Origin of the sequence: Campylobacter sp. BCW_4338 (genome assembly GCF_001763255.1) — a bacterium.
Classification (GTDB): Bacteria; Campylobacterota; Campylobacteria; order Campylobacterales; family Campylobacteraceae; genus Campylobacter_D; species Campylobacter_D jejuni.
The window spans coordinates 61,615-78,807 of record NZ_MJYJ01000066.1 but is presented as its reverse complement, the minus strand read 5'-3'; the positions used below and the strand labels follow the sequence as shown (position 1 = coordinate 78,807).

Here is a 17,193-nt window from a genome sequence, read left to right as displayed (position 1 = left end):
GATTATCCTTGATTTTTTAAAATTTCATTAACAACTACTTTATCACTAAAAGGATATTTTATCCCTTTAATTTCTTGAGTAGTTTCATCACCTTTGCCTAAAATAACGACTAAATCGTCATTTTCTTTTAGTTCTAAAGCTTTTTTTATGGCTTCTTTTCTATCTTCTATCGTTAAAACTTTTTCTTTTTTAGCAAAGCCTGATAAAATTTCTTCCATGATGGTTTTTGGTTCTTCGCTGCGTGGATTATCACTTGTAATGATAGCAATTTTTGCAAAATGTTCGACGATTTTTCCCATTAAAGGGCGTTTGGTTTTATCTCTATCTCCACCTGCTCCAAAAACAACGATGAGTTTTTTATTTTTAAGAGTGTCAAGCACTTTTTCAATGCCATCAGGCGTATGAGCAAAATCCACAATCACACCTTTTGCTACTTGTTCTACCCTGCCACAAACTCCGCCAAATCCACTGATAGCTTTTTCCAAATCTTTTAAATCAGGCTTTACAAGTTCATTCACACAAGCACTAGCAACTAGAAGATTGTAAAGATTAAAAAGTCCTAGTAAGGGCGAGTCTATGTGAAAAGTTTGATTTTTATTTGTTACAATAGCACTAATGCCTTCTTCTAAAGAATAGGCTTTGATTTGATATAAAGCAGGATTTTCTATGCCGTAAGTAAAAGCGTTACGCACATTAAATTTAATAGCCAAAGCATCTTTGTTGATAAATTTTAAACTCTCATCTGTAAAAAAAAGTTCTTTTGCTTCTTTGTAATTTTCAAAAGTACCGTGAAAATCTAAATGATCTTGAGTGATATTGGTAAAAATTTTAGCAGCAAAATTTAAGCCTTCGATACGGTTTTGAACGAGTGCGTGTGAGCTTACTTCCATGATGAAAAAATCACATTTTTTTTGAGTGGCTATTTGTAGGTACTCTAAGGTTTTAAGAATAGGGGAGGTGGTTAAGGATTTTTCATCAATTTGTTCATCGTTGATAAAAGCTCCTCTTGTCCCGCAAAGCCCGCATTTATAACCTAAATCCAATAAGATAGAATAAATCGCTGCTGCGGTTGTGGTTTTACCATTGGTTCCTGTGATTCCTATGATTTGAATCTTTTCATCGATTTTTAAAAGTTTTTTACATTCATTTACATCAATGATTTTTGCACCTTTTTCTAAGGCTTGAGCGTGAAATTTAGCATTTTGTGTGGTTTGTAAAAAAAAGCATTCTTTTTCACACTCTAAGGTATTATCTGTAATGAATGAATTTTCAAGTTTTAATTTCACTTTTAAATCCTATGAGTTTTTCTTGGAGTTTGATAAATCTATCATTTGCCCAAAAATGAGGCATAACATTTTCTATATAATTTAAAGTCATATCTTTATAGCCATTATCAAGTAATTTTTCCAAAAAATCTAAAAAATCATCACGATTATCAATAACTAACTTAGTGCTGTTAATGATATTTTCAAAACTTTTTTGAAAACCAAGTTCTTCTTCGCTTTTTAAAAAATCTTGATAATTTAACGCATGCCCATCTTCAAATTCGTTTTCCTGTTTGTTTTCTTGTTTTTTAAATTCAATCGTACTTAAAATTTCTTCTAAGTCTTTATCAATGCTAGAGATTTTGTAATGTTCTATATAAAAATCAAAAAGTAAAGAAGCTTCTTTAGGAGATTTTAAAGCAAGATCACAAAGGCAGATAAAATTTAGCAAGCGTTTATTTTTGCGTTTTTCATAAGCCATAGAAAAATACATTTTTGCAGTTTTAAAATCTTTCTTGTAAAAATGTTCAATTCCAAGTTTTTTATAATTTTGCAAATTCGTCTGCTCCGCCGTTTAAATTGATTATAGTGATTTCTGGATGAATATCAATCTTAAGTTGCCTTTCAAGACCGTATTTTAGTGTCGTTCCACTTGATGCACAACCTTTGCAAGCTCCTATTAAATGGACATAAACAACCCCATTTTTAATCCCTAAAAATTCAAGCCCTCCGCCATCACGTTCAAGCATAGGCAAGCTCTTTTCTAAACTTGCTTTAACAGGATTTATAAGCTCTTCATCACTAAAAGGCATCATAATTTATCCTTAAAAATTTTTATATACTTTAGCGTGATTGTGTTTAAAAAAAGGTAAATTAAGGCTTGAAATTTAAATAAATTAAAAAGGTTCGTCATTATCTTGCGCGCTAAATCCTAAATCATAAGCTGTAAAGTTTTTGTTACTAAAAATTCCATTTAAGTTTCTAAATGATTGTTGCAGAATTTCTTCGTTTTTTTCATATTTTAAGAAGCTTAAATATTCTTTTAAAAAATTATTTAATTCTTCGGTATTTAAATTTTTAATTAAAAGATTTAAATTTTTATCAATAAGCGTAAAAAGTTGTTTTTTTAATGCGAGTGTAGAATTTTTAATTTTTACATTGTTTAAAAAAGCTAAATTAACCTTGCAAATACCTAACAAGAATTCGCTATAGTTTAAATTTTTTCGAATATTTTTACTTTCAAATTCTCTAATATCACTATCTTCATAACCTTTTTTTTCTAAAATTTTATCCAATAAAATTTTATGCTTAAAACAAATACTATCACTAATTTGCTTAAAATCGTTACATATATCTGGATGCTGTTTTAAAAAAGCTATAAGTTCTAATTCTGCAATGTGAATTTTTTCTTTAGGAAAATTGTATTTATTTTGAGAAATTAAAGGGGTTTGTATGGTTTTTTTTGAATTTTGTGATAAGACGATAAATTTTTCATCCACTTTTAATAAATTTGAAACTAGACTAGTGTAAGAATTTGCCACTAAAGGTTCAAGATTAAAGGTGAATTTTTGTATAGTTTCTAAAGCTTTTTGTTTGTCAAGAGCAGAAATTATGGAATGAGTGGATATTAAGCGTCTGATATAAAATTCACCAAGCTCTATTCCTTCATCGAGTATATTATGGAGTTTTGTGCTTTCATTTTTTGCTACGAGCTCAGCGGGATCTTTTCCGCCTTGTAAAATTGCCACTTTACCGTCTATTTTGTTTGTGCTTAATAAAAATGCAGATCGTGTCGCAGCTTTTAATCCTGCTTCATCATTGTCAAAACATAAAATCACTTTTGCATCATAACGGCGGATTAAAGGTAGATGATGTTCGGTTAATGCTGTTCCAAGAACTGCTACAGCATTGTTAAACCCTGCTTTGTGAAAAGCTATTGCATCCATGTAGCCTTCACATACTATTATTTCTTTTTTTTTGGCTATATTTTCTTTAGCGATGTTAAAAGCATAAAAAATTCTACTTTTATCAAAAAGTATATTTTGGGGTGAATTTACATATTTTGCCGGTGCATTGGGATTTAAAGTACGCCCTCCAAACCCTACTAATAAGTCTTTATGATCGTAGATTGGAAAGGTGATACGCCATATAAAACTTGCGTAAAATTCATTATTTTCATCTTTTTTTAAAGCTCCAACACTCATAGCATCTTCTAAAGGAATTTTTTGATTTTGCAATAATCTTATACTATCTTCACTTGCTCCTGCAAAACCTAATTCGAATTTGGCTATATCTTTGTCATTTAAAGCTCTTTGGTAAAGATAGGTTAAAACTTCTTTGTGGTGTTTGAGATTATCTTTAAAATACGCATTTAAGCTTGGTAGTATAGATTTTAGCTCTTTTTTATTTTCTTGTTTTTCTTTTGTATAGCTCAAAGTAAAATTACTAAGGCTTGCAACTTTTTCAACTGCATCGGCAAAACTTAATTTTTCATAATCCATTACAAATTTAAAAGCATCTCCACCAGCCTTGCAAGCAAAACAATGATAAAAACCTTTGGTAGGATTGATATGCATAGACGGGTTTTTATCTGCATGGAAAGGACAGATACATACAAAACTAGAGCCTTGTTTTTTTACTTCAATATAATTTTCTATAACATCAACAATATTAAGTCTTTGGGATAAATTTTCTATACTTTCTTTAGTTATCATTTTACAAACCTTGTTAAAATTATACAAAGATTTGGCTATAATTTGGCATAAAATTTTTAGAGCGAGACTATGGATTTTTTCTTTGTAGAATACAGAGACCCTTTAGTAGGGCTTATAATTTTAACCATTTTAGTATTTGTTGTAGCTGTTGCAAATTATATTTGGAAAATATTTGCTAACAAAGATGAAGAACAAAAGCTTGAAAAATTTATAAAAAAATTTGAAATGGATAACGCTCATAAAGAGTTGTTAAGAAATAGTAGCTTGAGTTTTGGAAATTTAAGTTTTTTGGCCGAAATTTTTACTAAAAGCGGAGAATTTGAAAAAGCAACTCAAATTTATTTGATTGCTCTTGAAAAATGTAAAGATAAACAAGAAAGAGAATTTATTTTCCTTTCTTTGGCAAAAGTTTATTTTAAAGCAGGATTTTTAGAGCGTGCAAAAGAAGTTTTATTACAAGTTTTAAAACTGCGTCCAAGAAATATACAAGCCTTAAAACTTTTAAAAATTGTTTATTTAAAACTTCGTTCTTATAAAGAAAATTTAGAACTTTTAGAATGTCTTTTTGAGCTTAATGAAGATGTACAAAAAGAGCATGATTTTATCAAAGCTTTAGAACTTTGTACTTTTAATATCACTGATGAAGAAAAAAAGAAAAAACTTTTAGAATTTAAAATAGAAGATAATCCTATGTTAGGGCGTTTAGTTTTTGAAAAATATCATATGTTTTTAGGGCAAAATTTTTTTGATATTTGTGATTTGCTTTATAGAGAAAATGAAGCGTTTAATTTAGAAAATCAAGATTTTTTAGAATTCTTTTATGCTTTGGGCAAAATTTCAAAGCATGATGATACACATCAGTTTGTTTTTAAAAATTCTAATTTTAAAATGTTAAAAATTTTAAAAGATAATTCTTTTAATGCGGGGTTAGAATTTTCATATCGTTGTTCTGAGTGTAAAAATGTTATGCCTTTATTTTTTTATCACTGTCCTATTTGTTATGAGTTTAATACTTGTACAATTATTTATGAAGTGAAAAACAATGAAACACATTGAAATTTATACAGACGGTTCATGTCTTAATAATCCAGGTTTTGGCGGATGGGCTTATATTTTGCGTTATAAGGAGTATCAAAAGGAAGGTTTTGGAGCTGAGGCTAATACCACTAACAATAGAATGGAGCTAATGGCAATTATTGAATCTTTGAAGGCTTTAAAAGAGCCTTGTGAAATTTCGCTTTTTACAGATTCTAACCTAATGGTTCAAAGTATTAATGAATGGCTAGAAGGATGGATAAAAAAGGATTTTAAAGGTAAAAAAAATATAGATTTATGGAAGGAATATATTAAAGTGGCAAAATCTCATAAGATTAAGGCTTTTTGGGTAAAAGCACATAATGGACATTTGGAAAATGAAAGATGTGATACATTGGCGCGTGAAGCTGCTTTGAAAATTGCAAGGGAAAATGATGAAAAACATTGAAAAACTAGAGCAGAGTTTAACTTATGAATTTAAAGATAAAAATCTTCTTATACATGCTTTAACCCATAAAAGTTTTAAAAAATCTTACAACAACGAACGCTTGGAATTTTTAGGTGATGCCGTGCTTGATTTAGTTGTGGGTGAATACCTTTTTCATAAATTCGCCAAAGATGCCGAAGGAGATTTATCTAAGCTTAGAGCGGCTTTAGTGAATGAAAAGTCTTTTGCAAAAATTGCAAATAGTTTAAATTTGGGCGATTTTATTTTTATGAGTGTTGCTGAGGAAAACAATGGAGGAAAAGAAAAGCCTTCTATACTTTCAGATGCGTTAGAAGCCATTATAGGTGCTATACATTTAGAAGCTGGGTTTGAGTTTGCAAAAACTATTGCTTTAAGACTTATAGAAAAAAATTTCCCTCAAATTGATGCAAAAATTCTTATAAAAGATTATAAAACAAAATTACAAGAGATTACACAGGGAAAAATCGGACAAACTCCGCAGTATGAAACAGTGCGTGCTTTTGGTCCTGATCATTTAAAGCAATTTGAAATCGCTTTAATGCTTGATGGTAAAGAACTTGCAAGAGCTATTGCGGGAAGCAAAAAAGAAGCACAGCAAATGGCAGCAAAAATTGCACTTGAGAAATTAGGAGCTTTATAGTGAATACCTTTGGTACGAGATTGAAATTTACAAGTTTTGGTGAGTCTCATGGTGTGGCTGTTGGATGTATTATTGATGGAGTGCCTGCTGGAGTTAAATTTGATGAAGAATTTTTACAAAATGAGCTTGATAAACGCAAAGGCGGAAGTAAATTTGCAACACCAAGAAAAGAAAGCGATAAAGCTCAGGTTTTAAGTGGAGTTTTTGAAGGATATACAACGGGTCATCCTATAGCTATAGTAGTTTTTAATGAAAATGCTCATTCTAAGGATTATGATAATTTAAAAGATCTATTTCGTCCTGCTCATGCGGATTTTACTTATTTTTATAAATATGGCATAAGAGATCATAGGGGTGGAGGTAGATCAAGCGCTAGAGAAAGTGTTGCTAGAGTGGCTGGTGGCGCAGTTGCAGCGATGCTTTTGCGTGAATTTGGTATTTGTGTTCAAAGTGGTGTTTTTGGAGTAGGAACTTTTGTATCAAATTTGAAAGAAGAAGAATTTGATTTTGAATTTGCTAAGAAAAGTGAAATTTTTTGCCTTGATCCAAAACTAGAAAGTGACTTTAAAAATGAAATTTTAAATGCTAGAAGTTCAAAAGATAGTGTAGGCGCTGCCGTTTTTACAAAAGTTAGTGGTATGCTTGCGGGACTTGGAGAAGTTCTTTATGATAAGTTAGACTCTAAATTAGCTCATGCTTTAATGGGAGTTAATGCTGTTAAAGCAGTTGAAATAGGTGAAGGTATTAATGCAAGCAAAATGCGCGGATCGTGTAATAATGATGCTTTAAAAGATGGCAAGTTTTTAAGCAATCATAGTGGAGGAATTTTAGGAGGAATTTCAAATGGAGAAAATCTTATTTTAAAAACTTATTTTAAACCTACTCCTTCTATTTTTGCCAAGCAAGAAAGTATAGATAAATTTGGCAATAATTTGGAATTTGAACTTAAAGGTAGGCATGATCCTTGTGTAGGTGTTAGAGGAAGTGTTGTAGCTAGTGCTATGGTGCGTTTAGTTTTGGCTGATTGTTTGCTTTTGAATGCGAGCGCGAATTTAAACAATTTAAAAAATGCTTATGGATTAAAATAAAAAAAGCCCATTTTAATGGGCTTGATTGCAATATTTTGAAAAGATTCAAATACTATATCGCTTGTTTTGCTAAATACTTTATACTTTAACTAATAAAAAATTGATTAATATCAGCCTTATTTTCAAAAGCTATACTTGTATAAGCTTGATTTTTAAATTTAAGTTCATAGTTTTTTCCTGCTTCGTGTTTAGTATAGGTAAGGGCTATTTTTAAGGCAAGTTTTAAGTCTTTTTCTGAAATTTTTTCATCTACCAAAGAGTAAGCTCCGATTAAATCCCCAAGTTCTATTACTTCATATTTAGGAGTTTTTAAACCTTTTAAAAGAGTATTTTCAAGTTCATTTCTACCTATGATCATTTTAGCTCCATTGGGCAATCTTAAATGACGACCATATTTTAAAAGTTGTGCGTCATTAACCTGCATATCTTTGTCAAATTCTATGAAATCTCGAATTTTTTTAGCAAAACTATCAAGAGTTAGCAAACAACCTCCACCTGGACTTTCAAAGTCTTCTAAGCCAAATTTAGCTGCAAGTTCAAGTTGTCTTTTGCGACTTCTTCCACTAATACCTTCGAGTTTTTCTCTATCTACCCAACCTTCTCTTTCAGGTTTGGTTAGAGGTAGGTTTTTTGCACACATAGGACGTAAGATTAAATCTTCTTCATCAAGAGCAAGTTTTTTAACCTTTGCCATCGCATCACTTCTTTGACTCATAGGGCGTTGTCCTAAAACTTCTCCTGTGATGATAAAACTTGCGTTTTCTTCTTTTAACATAGCAAGAGCAGTTTTAAACATAAAAGCATGACAATCTATACAAGGATTAAAATGTTTGCCATAGCCATATTGTGGGTTAAAAAGCACTTCTTGAAGATAGGAATTTCTTACATCTATCATTTCAAAATCCGCACCTACCATTTCCGCACGCTTTTTCATGATTTCGCTTTTATCACTTGTGCTTCCAAAACCTATGTTGATATTTAGAGCTTTAACTTCTATGCCTTGTGCAGTGATGAGTTTCATTGCAAGCATACTATCAAGCCCACCGCTAAAAAGAGCTAATGCTTTCATTGATTCCTTTCTGAGATTATAAAATTTTTTAAGATTTTGTCGATTATAAAAGGTATAATTTTAACTAAAAAATCTTTAAAATAAGGATTGGAAAGTGTTAAAAATAATTTTAGTTTTAAGCATTTTGAGTTCTTTTGCTTTTGCAAATTCTTGTGCTAACTACGAGCAAGAACTTAAAAAGTGTAATTCTTTAAAAAATTCACATGAGAGAAAAATGTGTCGTTTAGGTTTATTTGCAAAATGTAAAAAAGGATAAATAATGAAAATCGATACTTCTGCTAGTTTAACCCATTCTTTAACTAATAATGTTGATAAAAAAGAGCTTAGCGTATTAAAAAAAGAAGATCAAGATAAAATTCCCGTGCAAGATCTTTCGAGTTTAAATAGCGATGGTGTTAAGGTTGTTTTTGAAAATAAGCAAGGTGAACTTATAGCTTTAAATTTAAGCGATGAAAATTATAGTAGTTTGCAAAAAAATTTTGGTTCTTATATGAATTATGTTGCTAGAAATGATGGTAGCATAAGGCTTAATGGCGAAGCAAATCAATTTGTTTCAAATTGGTTTGAAAGTGTAAAAGATAATTTTGGTTCTTTAAATTCAAATTTAAATAATAAACAACAAAGTGTAAAATTAAATTTTAATACAAGCACCCTTCAACAAAGTATGCAAAATTTAGGCTTTAAAACAAGCGATGAAAAAATATCTGATGATGCAAATATAGAAGAAAAATTAAATTTTTTTATTGATAAAGATGTAAATAAAGATGGTAAAGTTGATGATAGCGATGTTAAAGAACCTAGCATGAGAGAAATTTTAAGTGACATTAAAGAGGCATCAGGTGGTGGAGCTAATGCTATGAAAACCATAGATCCGCAAAAAATCAATAAAAAAGATGATAAGGAAAATAATATCAAAGAAAAAGAAGACGAAGATTTGCTTCAAAAAGCCCAAGAAAAAGGTTTAAGTGCTTTAAGTGCTGATGAGCAGGCAAAGCTTGAGGCTAGTAATCCTGAAGAATTTGAAAAACTGAAGCAAAAATCTTTGCAAGAATTAAGTCAGAATTTAAGTAAAGATTTTCAAAATAAAATTGAAAATCAAGAAACACAAATTGTAGATAAGAGAGTGTAGTAAATTATAATTTTACCCTCTTAAGATTTTAAAATCATATATAATAGGTAGTGTAATTCTTAAATCTCCGTTATACTGTGGAAAATTTAAAGAAGCTTTTTTTATGCTTTCTAAAGCACTTTTATCTAACAAATCATATCCTGAGCTTTCTATGATTTTTAAATCTGCTAAAGTTTTATTTTCTTTCCATAAAAATTCTACTTTTACAGTTCCTTGCATACGCATTTTTTTTGCTTGCCTTGGATAAAATTGTGCTTGTTGTATAGCTTTTTGGATTTCTTTTAATACAGGGTGATTATCTTTTCCTTGTGTTAATTGGGTGATTTTAGGTTTGACATTTGTATCAGTTGTTTTTGTAAAAGTTTTAACTTCTTGAGTTGGTGCTATTGGGGTTTTATTTGGTATTGGATGTGGAGGTGTTTTTTTTATCTTTTTTTGCATTTTTTCAGGAGTTTTTTTAATAACTTTTGGCTGAGGTTTTGGTTTGATGGATTCTATAATGGGTTCTGTTGGTTTAGTCTCATTTGTTGGATTGGTTTGGGTAAATTGTTTTATTGCTAAAGAAAAAGAATCTTCGTTTTTAATTTCCATTTTAAAAAAGTCATTCGAGTGAAAAATGACAAAAAGCAAAGATATAAAGACTATAAAAGTTATATAAGAAGCTTGGTATTTATGATTTAAAAATAAAATTTTCATTTGTTTTTCTCAGTAAGAATTTGAAAATTTTCATGTTCTTTGGCTTTTAAAAAATCTATAATTTTTACAAAACTTTCAAATTTAGCATTTTTATCGCTTTTTAGTTCTACTATGGTTTTTTTATCAAGTGAAAAAATAGCATTTTGAACTTCATTTAAATCAGCTAATTTATCATTTAAATAAAAAGTATTTTTTTCGTCTATGGTTATAAGAAGTTTTTTTTCATTATTACTTATATTGGTAGCATTTTCACTTGAAGGAAGTGAGATTTGAATTTTTCCATGCGCAATAAAAGTTGAAATACTAAGTACTATAGCAAGCAAAACAAGCATAATGTCTATAAATGGAACTATATTTAAACCTTCATTTTTTGGTAGTTTAAGCATTTTTATTTGCCTTATAAGCATTGCTTAAGAGGGAAACTTTTCTAAGTAAGGCATTATAAGCCATTAAAGCAGGAATAGCAACCAAAAGTCCCAAGGCTGTAGCTTTAAGAGCTAAAGAAAGTCCTACGACTATAGATTTGACATCTATATTGCCCGCTAAGCCCATTTCGTAAAATGTAACCATGATGCCTATTACAGTGCCTAAAAGTCCTATATAAGGGGCATTGGAATAGATGATATATATAGTGGTTAAATTTTCACTAATCGCATCATCAAATTGCTCTTGATTCTCATAATTTTTAAAGTTAATTTTTCTAAAAAATAGCATTCTTTCTACAACACACCAAAAAGCTATAAATGCCATAATTCCTAGAATTAAAAAGATAATTAAATCGATGTAATCTTTTAGAAATTCCACATTTTTCTCCAAAAATATACTTATAAATTTTAAAAGATTATACTATATAAAAAATAAATTTATAATTAATATCAATTATCATAATTTTATAAGAAATTCTTGTTTATAGTTTTTATTTTTATTAGGTTATAATTTATAAAAATTTAATAGGGTTTAACATGACTATAGATTTAAATCACAATTTTACCTCTTTTGTTCTTCTTGATGAAGTTGATTTTAATTTTTCGGAGTTAAAAAGCATTTTAGAAGATAAATTTAATATAAAAATAACTGATGAAAATTTTACCAAAGAGGGCGTGATTTTTTCATATGAAAATATGTTGGTTACTCTAAATTTGATTAAAAATCCTATACCTAATCACGAAGCAGAATACTATGCAAATTTTAATTTTATATGGAAAGATGCCTTAGAGCAAACTAAAAAACATAAAGCTCACCTTCTTATAGCGGTGCTAAGTCAAGATCAAAGCAAATTAGAACAAGCTAAAATGTTTACGAAAATTGCAGCTTTATGTTTGGATAATAAACATGCTTTAGGTTTTTATACAGGTGCAGTTGTTCTAGAGCCCAGTTTTTATATAGAAAATGCAAAAATGTTAGATGATAATCGCTTACCGGTATATAATTGGATATATGTTAGTGTTTATCCTAGTGAAAATGGAGTTAATGCTTATACTTATGGGCTTAGAAATTTTGATAAATTAGAACTTGAAGTTTGTGATTTAAACATAGAAGAAAAAGAACTTTTCTTTTGTATTTATGATATTGTTTTACATATTTTAACTTATGATATTAATCTAAAAGATAAAGATATTTTAAAATTTGAAGATGGAAAAGAAATAAAATTTATAAAAAGTCAAGGTATAAGTGTTGAGAACGAAAGCTTGAAAATTATTTTTTAAGTTTCACATTCACTTCACAGTTTTGAGTTAAACTTTCGCCAACCAAGACAAAAAAGGAGAAACTATGAAAGCAAAATTAACTTTACTTGCTTTGTTGGGCGCTACGGTGCTTTTAGCTAAAGATATGGTTGTTCCTGCTAGCGAACTTCCAAATAATGCCAAAGAATTTATTTCTAAAAATTTTAAAACCGCTCAAATTGGTTTAGTGAAAAAAGATATAGATTCTTATGATGTAATTTTAAATGATGGAACTGAAATTGATTTTACGATCAATGGAGATTGGAAAGAAGTTGATGGAAAATATAAGGCTTTACCGCATACTATTTTACCTAGTGTTATGAAAAAAGTAAGCGCAACTCAACCAAATGCTCAAATTCTTGAAATAGATAAAGAAATTAATGGTTATAAATTTAAGTTTAATAATAACATGAAAGTTTATACGGATATGCAAGGAAATGTCCTAGGTCAAAAATTAGATTAATTTTTGAAAATTTAACTCCCTTAGAAAATTTGATGCAAAAATTTGGAAGCATAGTCTTCCAAATTTTTATTTTTTGATTGCAAAACCCAAAATATATTTAGTTTTAAAATAATACTTTATTGATACAGGTGATTGTTTTTTTATAAAATTAAATTTACAAAATGTTACATAAGATTTAAAATATTTTTTTTAAAAAATAATTATTTATAAATATTTTGCTAAAATAAAAGAGATGTAATCTTAAATTTAAGGAAGAATAATGAATACTCCTAAATGGACTAGTCACGATACAAGGTGGGTTTTATCTCTTTTTGGAACAGCTATTGGAGCCGGTGTACTTTTGTTACCTATTAGTGCTGGGCTTGGTGGATTGATACCTTTGTTAGTTATACTTGTTTTAGCTTTTCCTATGACTTACTTAGCTCATAGAAATTTATGTCGCTTTGTGCTTTCAAGTTCTAATCCAAAAGATGATATTACTTTTGTTGCAGAAGGTTATTTTGGCAAGGGTGGTGGATTTTTAATTACGCTTTTGTATTTTTTTGCTATTTTGCCCATTTTATTGGTTTATAGTGCTAATCTTACAACAACTTTACTTGAATTTTTAGTCAATCAGTTTAATTTCAATGCAGATCTTACTCATGCTGCTCGTTGGTGGGTGAGTTTTTTGATTGTTGGAGTTTTGGTTTTGATTTCTATTCTTGGTGAAAATGTTGTGACAAAAGCAATGAGTTTTCTTGTTTTTCCTTTTATTATATTTTTATTTATTTTTTCATTGCTTTTAATTCCACAATGGAATTCATCATTATTTACAAATGTTGATTTTTCCGTAATTTCAACAAGTAATTTTTGGGTTACTTTATGGCTTGTTATTCCTGTGATGGTATTTAGTTTTAATCACTCTCCTATTATTTCTTCACTTGCTTGTTATTGTAAAAAAGAATATGGTGATTATGCTGAACCTCGCGCTAGAAAAATTATTTCTTTGGCAATTATTCTTATGGTTTTTGTTGTAATGTTTTTTGTTTTTTCTTGCGCTTTAACTTTTACACCAGAAGATTTTGCATCAGCAAAAGATCAAAATATCAATATTCTTACCTTTATAGCAAATAAATTTCCTGAAGTTTCTTTGCTGACTTATGTTGGGCCTATTGTTGCACTTGTGGCCATTAGTAAAAGTTTCTTAGGACATTATCTTGGTTCTCAAGAAGGCTTAAACGGTATTTTATATAAAGCAAGTAATGGTAAAATTCAAGGTAAATTCGCTCAAACTTTAACAGCGATCATTACCTTTGTTATCGCTTGGCTTGTTGCGTATAAAAATCCAAGTGTTATAGGAATTATTGAGGCTATTGGTGGTCCTGTTTTGGCTATTTTGCTTTTCTTGATGCCGCTTTATTGTATTTATCGTTTTGATATTTTGGCAAGATTTCGTAATAAATTTTTAGATCTTTTTATTTTGGTAATGGGAATAGTTGCAATTTCTGCTGCAATTCACAATCTTTTATAAATTAAGGATAAAAAATGAGTAATTTAAGCATTTTTAAAATAGGTGTCGGTCCTTCTTCTTCTCATACTTTAGGGCCTATGCTTGCTGGAAATTTATTTTGTAAAAAAGTTGCTAAAAAGCTTGATGAAATTGATAGAGTTGAGGTTACTCTTTATGGTTCTTTGTCATTAACAGGTAAAGGACACTTGAGTGATAAGGCTGTAATTTGGGGGTTAAATGGCCTAGAAGCTAAAAATTTAAGCGCAGCAATACAAGATGAAGTAAATAAAAATGCTATTGAAAATGCTCAAATTGATTTTTGTGGTGAGAAAAAACTTTGTTTTAATTATGAAAAAGATTTGATATTTTCCAAAGATTTTTTACCTTTACATGAGAATGGTATGAAGATTAAAGCTTATGATTGTAAAGGTGGGTTAGTTGATGAAGAAACTTATTATTCTGTAGGTGGAGGCTTTGTTTTAACAGCTGCACAATTAGAAAAAAAAGGTAAAAATTCCAACCAAAATAAAAAGAAAAAACTAGATATAGAGCTTAACAATGCAAAAGAAGCTTTAGAGCTTTGCGATAAAAGAGATTGGGATTTAGCAGAGCTTTCTTATCGTTACGAATTGCAATTTCACACTAAAGAGGAAATTCGTGCTTATTGTCTTGAAATTTGGGAAGTAATGCAAGAAGTGTATTATAATGGCACTCATCCAAATGAAGATTATTTGCCTGGAAAACTTCATTTAAAGCGTAGAGCTAAAGGACTTAAAGAAAGAGTGGCGATGACAGCTGATCCTATGGGCATTATCGATTTTATTTCTTTATATGCTATTGCGATTGCTGAAGAAAATGCTAGCGGAGCAAAAGTTGTAACCGCACCAACAAATGGAGCATGTGCTGTTATCCCTGCTGTTATGCTTTATCTTAAAAACCATACTATAGGTTTTAGTGATGAAAAGGCTATAGAGTTTTTATTAACAGCAATGCTTATAGGTTCTTTTTATAAGAAAAATGCAAGCATTAGCGGAGCAGAAGCAGGCTGTCAAGCAGAAATTGGTAGTGCTAGTTCGATGGCAGCTGCGGCTATGGCAACAGTTTTAGGGGCTAATGCTTTTAAAGCATGCAACGCTGCTGAAATGGCAATGGAACATCATCTAGGTTTAACTTGCGATCCAGTTGCAGGGCTTGTGCAAATTCCTTGCATAGAAAGAAATGCCTTTGGAGCTATTAAGGCTATAAGTGCTGCTAGAATGGCAATGACACGTAAATCTACTCCTATGGTAAGCCTTGATGAGGTTATAGAAACCATGTATGAAACAGGAAAAGATATGAATTATAAATACAAAGAAACTTCTTTAGGTGGTCTTGCTACAAATTTAAAAACAGTATGCTAAAGTGTTTTTACACTTTAGTGTATTTTTTCATTCTTTGACTTAAAAATTCTTTCATTTCTTCTTTGGAAAAACTTTTAAGAATACGAATTTGCTTAAAAAGCAAGCCAAGATTAATTACTCCCATCACTAAAAGCAATAAGCAAATCATTAAAAAAACAAGATCTATGGCTCCAAATTCATTAATCATAGCCAAACTTGCAAAAAATACACTCGCTAATAATAAAAAAAATAAAAGCAATATTTGTTTTAATTTTGCTTCATTAAAATTATCGCAATTTTGAGTGAAATTTCTAAAAAGTATGATCTTTTTACCCAAATTTGAAACTAAAATTTCATCATTTTCTTTAAATAAGCCTTCTTTTAAACTTTGATAAAAAAAGATTTCATTGTTTAAATTTAAAGCATCTTTATAGCTTGATAAGGTGTAGTCTTTGTAAAAAAAGGATTTTAATTCATTTTTCTTTTCTATTTTAAATAATCTTAAATCATTTCTTGCATAAAAAAATCCACTAAAGTTCATAAATGCCATAAGTATCACTCCCTAAAAAATTCCTATAAAGTGGCTTGAAATTTAAAGGTATTGTAACATTTTTTTCATCATTTAAACTTGAACTTTGAAAAATCAAAAACATATCTATTTCATCTTTAAAGGTTTTGAGAAAATTTTCTCCACCCTCATACATTAAAAATTTAGTTTCACTTGGAATTTGGGTATAAATTTGGCGATTTGGAACTTTAAATAAAGGGATATTTTTATCAAAATTATCTATATTTTGACGGCTTAAGATACAAAGATTAGGCGCTTTTGCTTTGCAAAGCCTAGCATCTAGTATAGGGTGATCTTTTCTTATGGTTTCTCCACCGACTACAAGTAAATCAATCACCGCTCTAATTTTATGTGCATAAGTACGACTTAGCTCATTGCTTACGATTTTACCAAAAGGTGAGCCGTTCATAGAAAGGGCTAATTTAAAAAGTTTAAATTGCCCTTTTTGCCATTTTAAAAAAGGTTTTAAAAGTTTTTTTCCTTCTTCTTTAAGTATGTCAAATTCAACCTCTACACCTTGTTTTTTTAAAAACTTAGCTCCACCGCTTGCGATTTTATTTTCATCTTTAACGCTGATGAAAATTTTTTTAAAACCTAGCTCGCTAAAGAGTTTTGCGCAAGGAGGCGTTTTTCCTTGATGAGAGCAAGGTTCAAGCGTTACAAAAGCTATGCTATCTTTAAATACACCTTGATGGTTTTTGCAAATAAACTCATGTAAAGCGTTTGCTTCTTTAGGCAATGAAATTTCAGGTCTTAAACTTTTAAAAGCATGAGCTATGGCATTAAGTTCTGCATGAGCCAATCCAGCTTTTTCATGAGCTTTTATGGCTAAAATTTTTTCATTTTTATCTAAGATTACACAGCCTACAGCCGGATTCGGATAGGTTAAAAACTGATATTTCCAAGCCTCATTTAAAGCTAAATTCATATAAAATTCTTTCATTTGGCTACCTTGTATTTTAAAATTTGACATATTTTTAAAATTTTATATTTTTGTTTTAAGATAATAAATTCTAAATTTTCCATTTGTATTTCTTATTTTAGTTATATTAACCATAGTTTTTCTAAGTTTTTTAGGATATAACAAAAATAGTAAGACCGAAATTATTTTTCATCTGTAGCATCCTTTATAATTTTAGGAATGACATAAGCTTGATAAACTAGAAAGTTTTGGTGGCCGGGAGAAAGGGATTCGAACCCCTGGAGGTGTGACCCTCAACGGTTTTCAAGACCGCCGCTTTCGACCACTCAGCCATCTCCCGATAAAGTAAAGTTTTGCCTTTTTGGAGGCGACATCCGGATTCGAACCGGAGATCAAGGCTTTGCAGGCCCATGCCTTACCGCTTGGCTATGTCGCCCTGATAATGTTGAAAAAGTGGTGCCCGAGGCCGGACTTGAACCGGCACGGAAGAAAAATTCCGAGGGATTTTAAGTCCCTTGTGTCTACCAATTCCACCACCCGGGC

Annotated in this window: 20 protein-coding genes and 3 tRNA genes; 10 read left to right on the top strand and 13 right to left on the bottom strand. The window is 30.0% G+C overall.

Annotated elements, in window-relative coordinates:
* Window positions 1-2: 2 nt before the first annotated feature.
* From AJN69_RS09370 to dnaG, 4 genes are all read right to left on the bottom strand, one after another.
* The gene (locus AJN69_RS09370; RefSeq protein ID WP_002862278.1) at window positions 3-1,286 is read right to left on the bottom strand and encodes a UDP-N-acetylmuramoyl-L-alanyl-D-glutamate--2,6-diaminopimelate ligase; all 1,284 of its coding nucleotides are present in this window, start codon (window positions 1,284-1,286) and stop codon (window positions 3-5) included.
* Entirely contained in the window at window positions 1,270-1,821 is a 552-nt protein-coding gene (locus tag AJN69_RS09365; protein ID WP_002855727.1) for a hypothetical protein, read from the bottom strand. The genes AJN69_RS09370 and AJN69_RS09365 overlap by 17 nt, the downstream gene beginning before the upstream one ends.
* Window positions 1,808-2,080: a NifU family protein gene (locus AJN69_RS09360; RefSeq protein ID WP_002866611.1), complete on the bottom strand. Its 273-nt coding sequence runs from the start codon at window positions 2,078-2,080 to the stop codon at window positions 1,808-1,810. Before AJN69_RS09360 ends, AJN69_RS09365 begins: the two co-directional genes overlap by 14 nt.
* A gap of 81 nt (window positions 2,081-2,161) precedes the next feature.
* Entirely contained in the window at window positions 2,162-3,979 is a 1,818-nt protein-coding gene (gene dnaG / locus AJN69_RS09355; RefSeq protein ID WP_044779895.1) for a DNA primase, read from the bottom strand.
* A 69-nt stretch (window positions 3,980-4,048) separates the two neighbouring features.
* Here dnaG and AJN69_RS09350 point away from each other — a divergent pair, with 69 nt between their 5' ends.
* Genes AJN69_RS09350 through aroC form a run of 4 tightly spaced genes read left to right on the top strand, consistent with a single transcriptional unit; the run spans window position 4,049 to window position 7,211 of the window.
* A complete protein-coding gene (locus AJN69_RS09350; RefSeq protein WP_044779894.1) occupies window positions 4,049-5,035 on the top strand; it encodes a hypothetical protein in 987 nt (328 codons plus the stop codon).
* Complete coding sequence (rnhA, locus tag AJN69_RS09345) at window positions 5,022-5,462, top strand: ribonuclease HI (protein WP_002851277.1); 441 nt, start codon at window positions 5,022-5,024, stop codon at window positions 5,460-5,462. The genes AJN69_RS09350 and rnhA overlap by 14 nt, the downstream gene beginning before the upstream one ends.
* A complete protein-coding gene (gene rnc, locus AJN69_RS09340) occupies window positions 5,449-6,123 on the top strand; it encodes a ribonuclease III (protein ID WP_002862275.1) in 675 nt (224 codons plus the stop codon). The genes rnhA and rnc overlap by 14 nt, the downstream gene beginning before the upstream one ends.
* Window positions 6,123-7,211 (top strand): chorismate synthase, encoded by a 1,089-nt coding sequence (gene aroC, locus AJN69_RS09335; RefSeq protein WP_070288031.1) that lies wholly within the window; start codon window positions 6,123-6,125, stop codon window positions 7,209-7,211. The genes rnc and aroC overlap by 1 nt, the downstream gene beginning before the upstream one ends.
* Window positions 7,212-7,296: 85 nt before the next feature.
* Here aroC and AJN69_RS09330 read toward each other — a convergent pair whose 3' ends face one another.
* A complete protein-coding gene (locus tag AJN69_RS09330) occupies window positions 7,297-8,280 on the bottom strand; it encodes an MnmA/TRMU family protein (protein WP_044779892.1) in 984 nt (327 codons plus the stop codon).
* 94 nt (window positions 8,281-8,374) lie between these two features.
* Between AJN69_RS09330 and AJN69_RS09325 the strand changes: the two genes are divergently transcribed.
* Window positions 8,375-8,536, top strand: a complete 162-nt coding sequence (locus AJN69_RS09325; RefSeq protein WP_002778908.1) for a hypothetical protein — start codon at window positions 8,375-8,377, stop codon at window positions 8,534-8,536.
* Window positions 8,537-8,539: 3 nt separating this feature from the next.
* Window positions 8,540-9,409 carry a hypothetical protein gene (locus AJN69_RS09320; RefSeq protein ID WP_044779891.1) on the top strand — a complete coding sequence of 290 codons (870 nt, stop codon included), beginning with the start codon at window positions 8,540-8,542 and terminating at the stop codon, window positions 9,407-9,409.
* A 12-nt stretch (window positions 9,410-9,421) separates the two neighbouring features.
* Here the strand turns inward: AJN69_RS09320 and AJN69_RS09315 are convergent, their stop codons facing one another.
* From AJN69_RS09315 to exbB, 3 genes are read right to left on the bottom strand one after another with little or no spacing between them, the layout of a single operon-like run.
* Window positions 9,422-10,105: an energy transducer TonB gene (locus AJN69_RS09315; RefSeq protein WP_044779890.1), complete on the bottom strand. Its 684-nt coding sequence runs from the start codon at window positions 10,103-10,105 to the stop codon at window positions 9,422-9,424.
* Entirely contained in the window at window positions 10,102-10,491 is a 390-nt protein-coding gene (gene exbD, locus AJN69_RS09310) for a TonB system transport protein ExbD (protein ID WP_002851470.1), read from the bottom strand. Before exbD ends, AJN69_RS09315 begins: the two co-directional genes overlap by 4 nt.
* Window positions 10,484-10,909 (bottom strand): TonB-system energizer ExbB, encoded by a 426-nt coding sequence (exbB, locus tag AJN69_RS09305; protein WP_002851166.1) that lies wholly within the window; start codon window positions 10,907-10,909, stop codon window positions 10,484-10,486. Before exbB ends, exbD begins: the two co-directional genes overlap by 8 nt.
* 158 nt (window positions 10,910-11,067) lie before the next feature.
* On the opposite strand from exbB, the gene AJN69_RS09300 reads away from it, so the two are divergent.
* The 4 genes from AJN69_RS09300 (at window position 11,068) to AJN69_RS09285 (ending at window position 15,181) form a co-directional block, all read left to right on the top strand.
* Complete coding sequence (locus tag AJN69_RS09300) at window positions 11,068-11,811, top strand: DUF4261 domain-containing protein (RefSeq protein ID WP_044779889.1); 744 nt, start codon at window positions 11,068-11,070, stop codon at window positions 11,809-11,811.
* Window positions 11,812-11,875: 64 nt separating this feature from the next.
* A complete protein-coding gene (locus AJN69_RS09295; protein ID WP_044779888.1) occupies window positions 11,876-12,292 on the top strand; it encodes a PepSY-like domain-containing protein in 417 nt (138 codons plus the stop codon).
* A 259-nt stretch (window positions 12,293-12,551) separates the two neighbouring features.
* Window positions 12,552-13,802 (top strand): aromatic amino acid transport family protein, encoded by a 1,251-nt coding sequence (locus tag AJN69_RS09290; protein ID WP_044779887.1) that lies wholly within the window; start codon window positions 12,552-12,554, stop codon window positions 13,800-13,802.
* Window positions 13,803-13,816: 14 nt separating this feature from the next.
* Entirely contained in the window at window positions 13,817-15,181 is a 1,365-nt protein-coding gene (locus AJN69_RS09285) for an L-serine ammonia-lyase (RefSeq protein WP_002855898.1), read from the top strand.
* Window positions 15,182-15,188: 7 nt separating this feature from the next.
* Here AJN69_RS09285 and AJN69_RS09280 read toward each other — a convergent pair whose 3' ends face one another.
* From AJN69_RS09280 to AJN69_RS09260, 5 genes are all read right to left on the bottom strand, one after another.
* Complete coding sequence (locus tag AJN69_RS09280) at window positions 15,189-15,710, bottom strand: hypothetical protein (protein ID WP_002862267.1); 522 nt, start codon at window positions 15,708-15,710, stop codon at window positions 15,189-15,191.
* Entirely contained in the window at window positions 15,691-16,701 is a 1,011-nt protein-coding gene (ribD, locus tag AJN69_RS09275; RefSeq protein WP_079396962.1) for a bifunctional diaminohydroxyphosphoribosylaminopyrimidine deaminase/5-amino-6-(5-phosphoribosylamino)uracil reductase RibD, read from the bottom strand. Before ribD ends, AJN69_RS09280 begins: the two co-directional genes overlap by 20 nt.
* Before the next feature lie 201 nt (window positions 16,702-16,902).
* Window positions 16,903-16,990 (bottom strand) — tRNA-Ser (locus AJN69_RS09270).
* Window positions 16,991-17,012: 22 nt separating this feature from the next.
* Window positions 17,013-17,086 (bottom strand) — tRNA-Cys (locus AJN69_RS09265).
* Between the two features lie 18 nt (window positions 17,087-17,104).
* Window positions 17,105-17,193: transfer RNA gene (locus AJN69_RS09260), tRNA-Leu, on the bottom strand.

What these genes read in the sequence shown, in the direction of transcription:
- dnaG (WP_044779895.1), bottom strand. Translation starts at nt 3,979, where the DNA reads ATGATAACTAAAGAAAGTATAGAAAATTTATCCCAAAGACTTAATATT.
- rnhA (WP_002851277.1), top strand. Translation starts at nt 5,022, where the DNA reads ATGAAACACATTGAAATTTATACAGACGGTTCATGTCTTAATAATCCA.
- exbD (WP_002851470.1), bottom strand. Translation starts at nt 10,491, where the DNA reads ATGCTTAAACTACCAAAAAATGAAGGTTTAAATATAGTTCCATTTATA.
- AJN69_RS09315 (WP_044779890.1), bottom strand. Translation starts at nt 10,105, where the DNA reads ATGAAAATTTTATTTTTAAATCATAAATACCAAGCTTCTTATATAACT.
- AJN69_RS09350 (WP_044779894.1), top strand. Translation starts at nt 4,049, where the DNA reads ATGGATTTTTTCTTTGTAGAATACAGAGACCCTTTAGTAGGGCTTATA.
- AJN69_RS09290 (WP_044779887.1), top strand. Translation starts at nt 12,552, where the DNA reads ATGAATACTCCTAAATGGACTAGTCACGATACAAGGTGGGTTTTATCT.
- AJN69_RS09295 (WP_044779888.1), top strand. Translation starts at nt 11,876, where the DNA reads ATGAAAGCAAAATTAACTTTACTTGCTTTGTTGGGCGCTACGGTGCTT.
- AJN69_RS09330 (WP_044779892.1), bottom strand. Translation starts at nt 8,280, where the DNA reads ATGAAAGCATTAGCTCTTTTTAGCGGTGGGCTTGATAGTATGCTTGCA.
- ribD (WP_079396962.1), bottom strand. Translation starts at nt 16,701, where the DNA reads ATGTCAAATTTTAAAATACAAGGTAGCCAAATGAAAGAATTTTATATG.
- AJN69_RS09280 (WP_002862267.1), bottom strand. Translation starts at nt 15,710, where the DNA reads ATGGCATTTATGAACTTTAGTGGATTTTTTTATGCAAGAAATGATTTA.
- AJN69_RS09360 (WP_002866611.1), bottom strand. Translation starts at nt 2,080, where the DNA reads ATGATGCCTTTTAGTGATGAAGAGCTTATAAATCCTGTTAAAGCAAGT.
- AJN69_RS09320 (WP_044779891.1), top strand. Translation starts at nt 8,540, where the DNA reads ATGAAAATCGATACTTCTGCTAGTTTAACCCATTCTTTAACTAATAAT.
- AJN69_RS09285 (WP_002855898.1), top strand. Translation starts at nt 13,817, where the DNA reads ATGAGTAATTTAAGCATTTTTAAAATAGGTGTCGGTCCTTCTTCTTCT.
- AJN69_RS09300 (WP_044779889.1), top strand. Translation starts at nt 11,068, where the DNA reads ATGACTATAGATTTAAATCACAATTTTACCTCTTTTGTTCTTCTTGAT.
- rnc (WP_002862275.1), top strand. Translation starts at nt 5,449, where the DNA reads ATGAAAAACATTGAAAAACTAGAGCAGAGTTTAACTTATGAATTTAAA.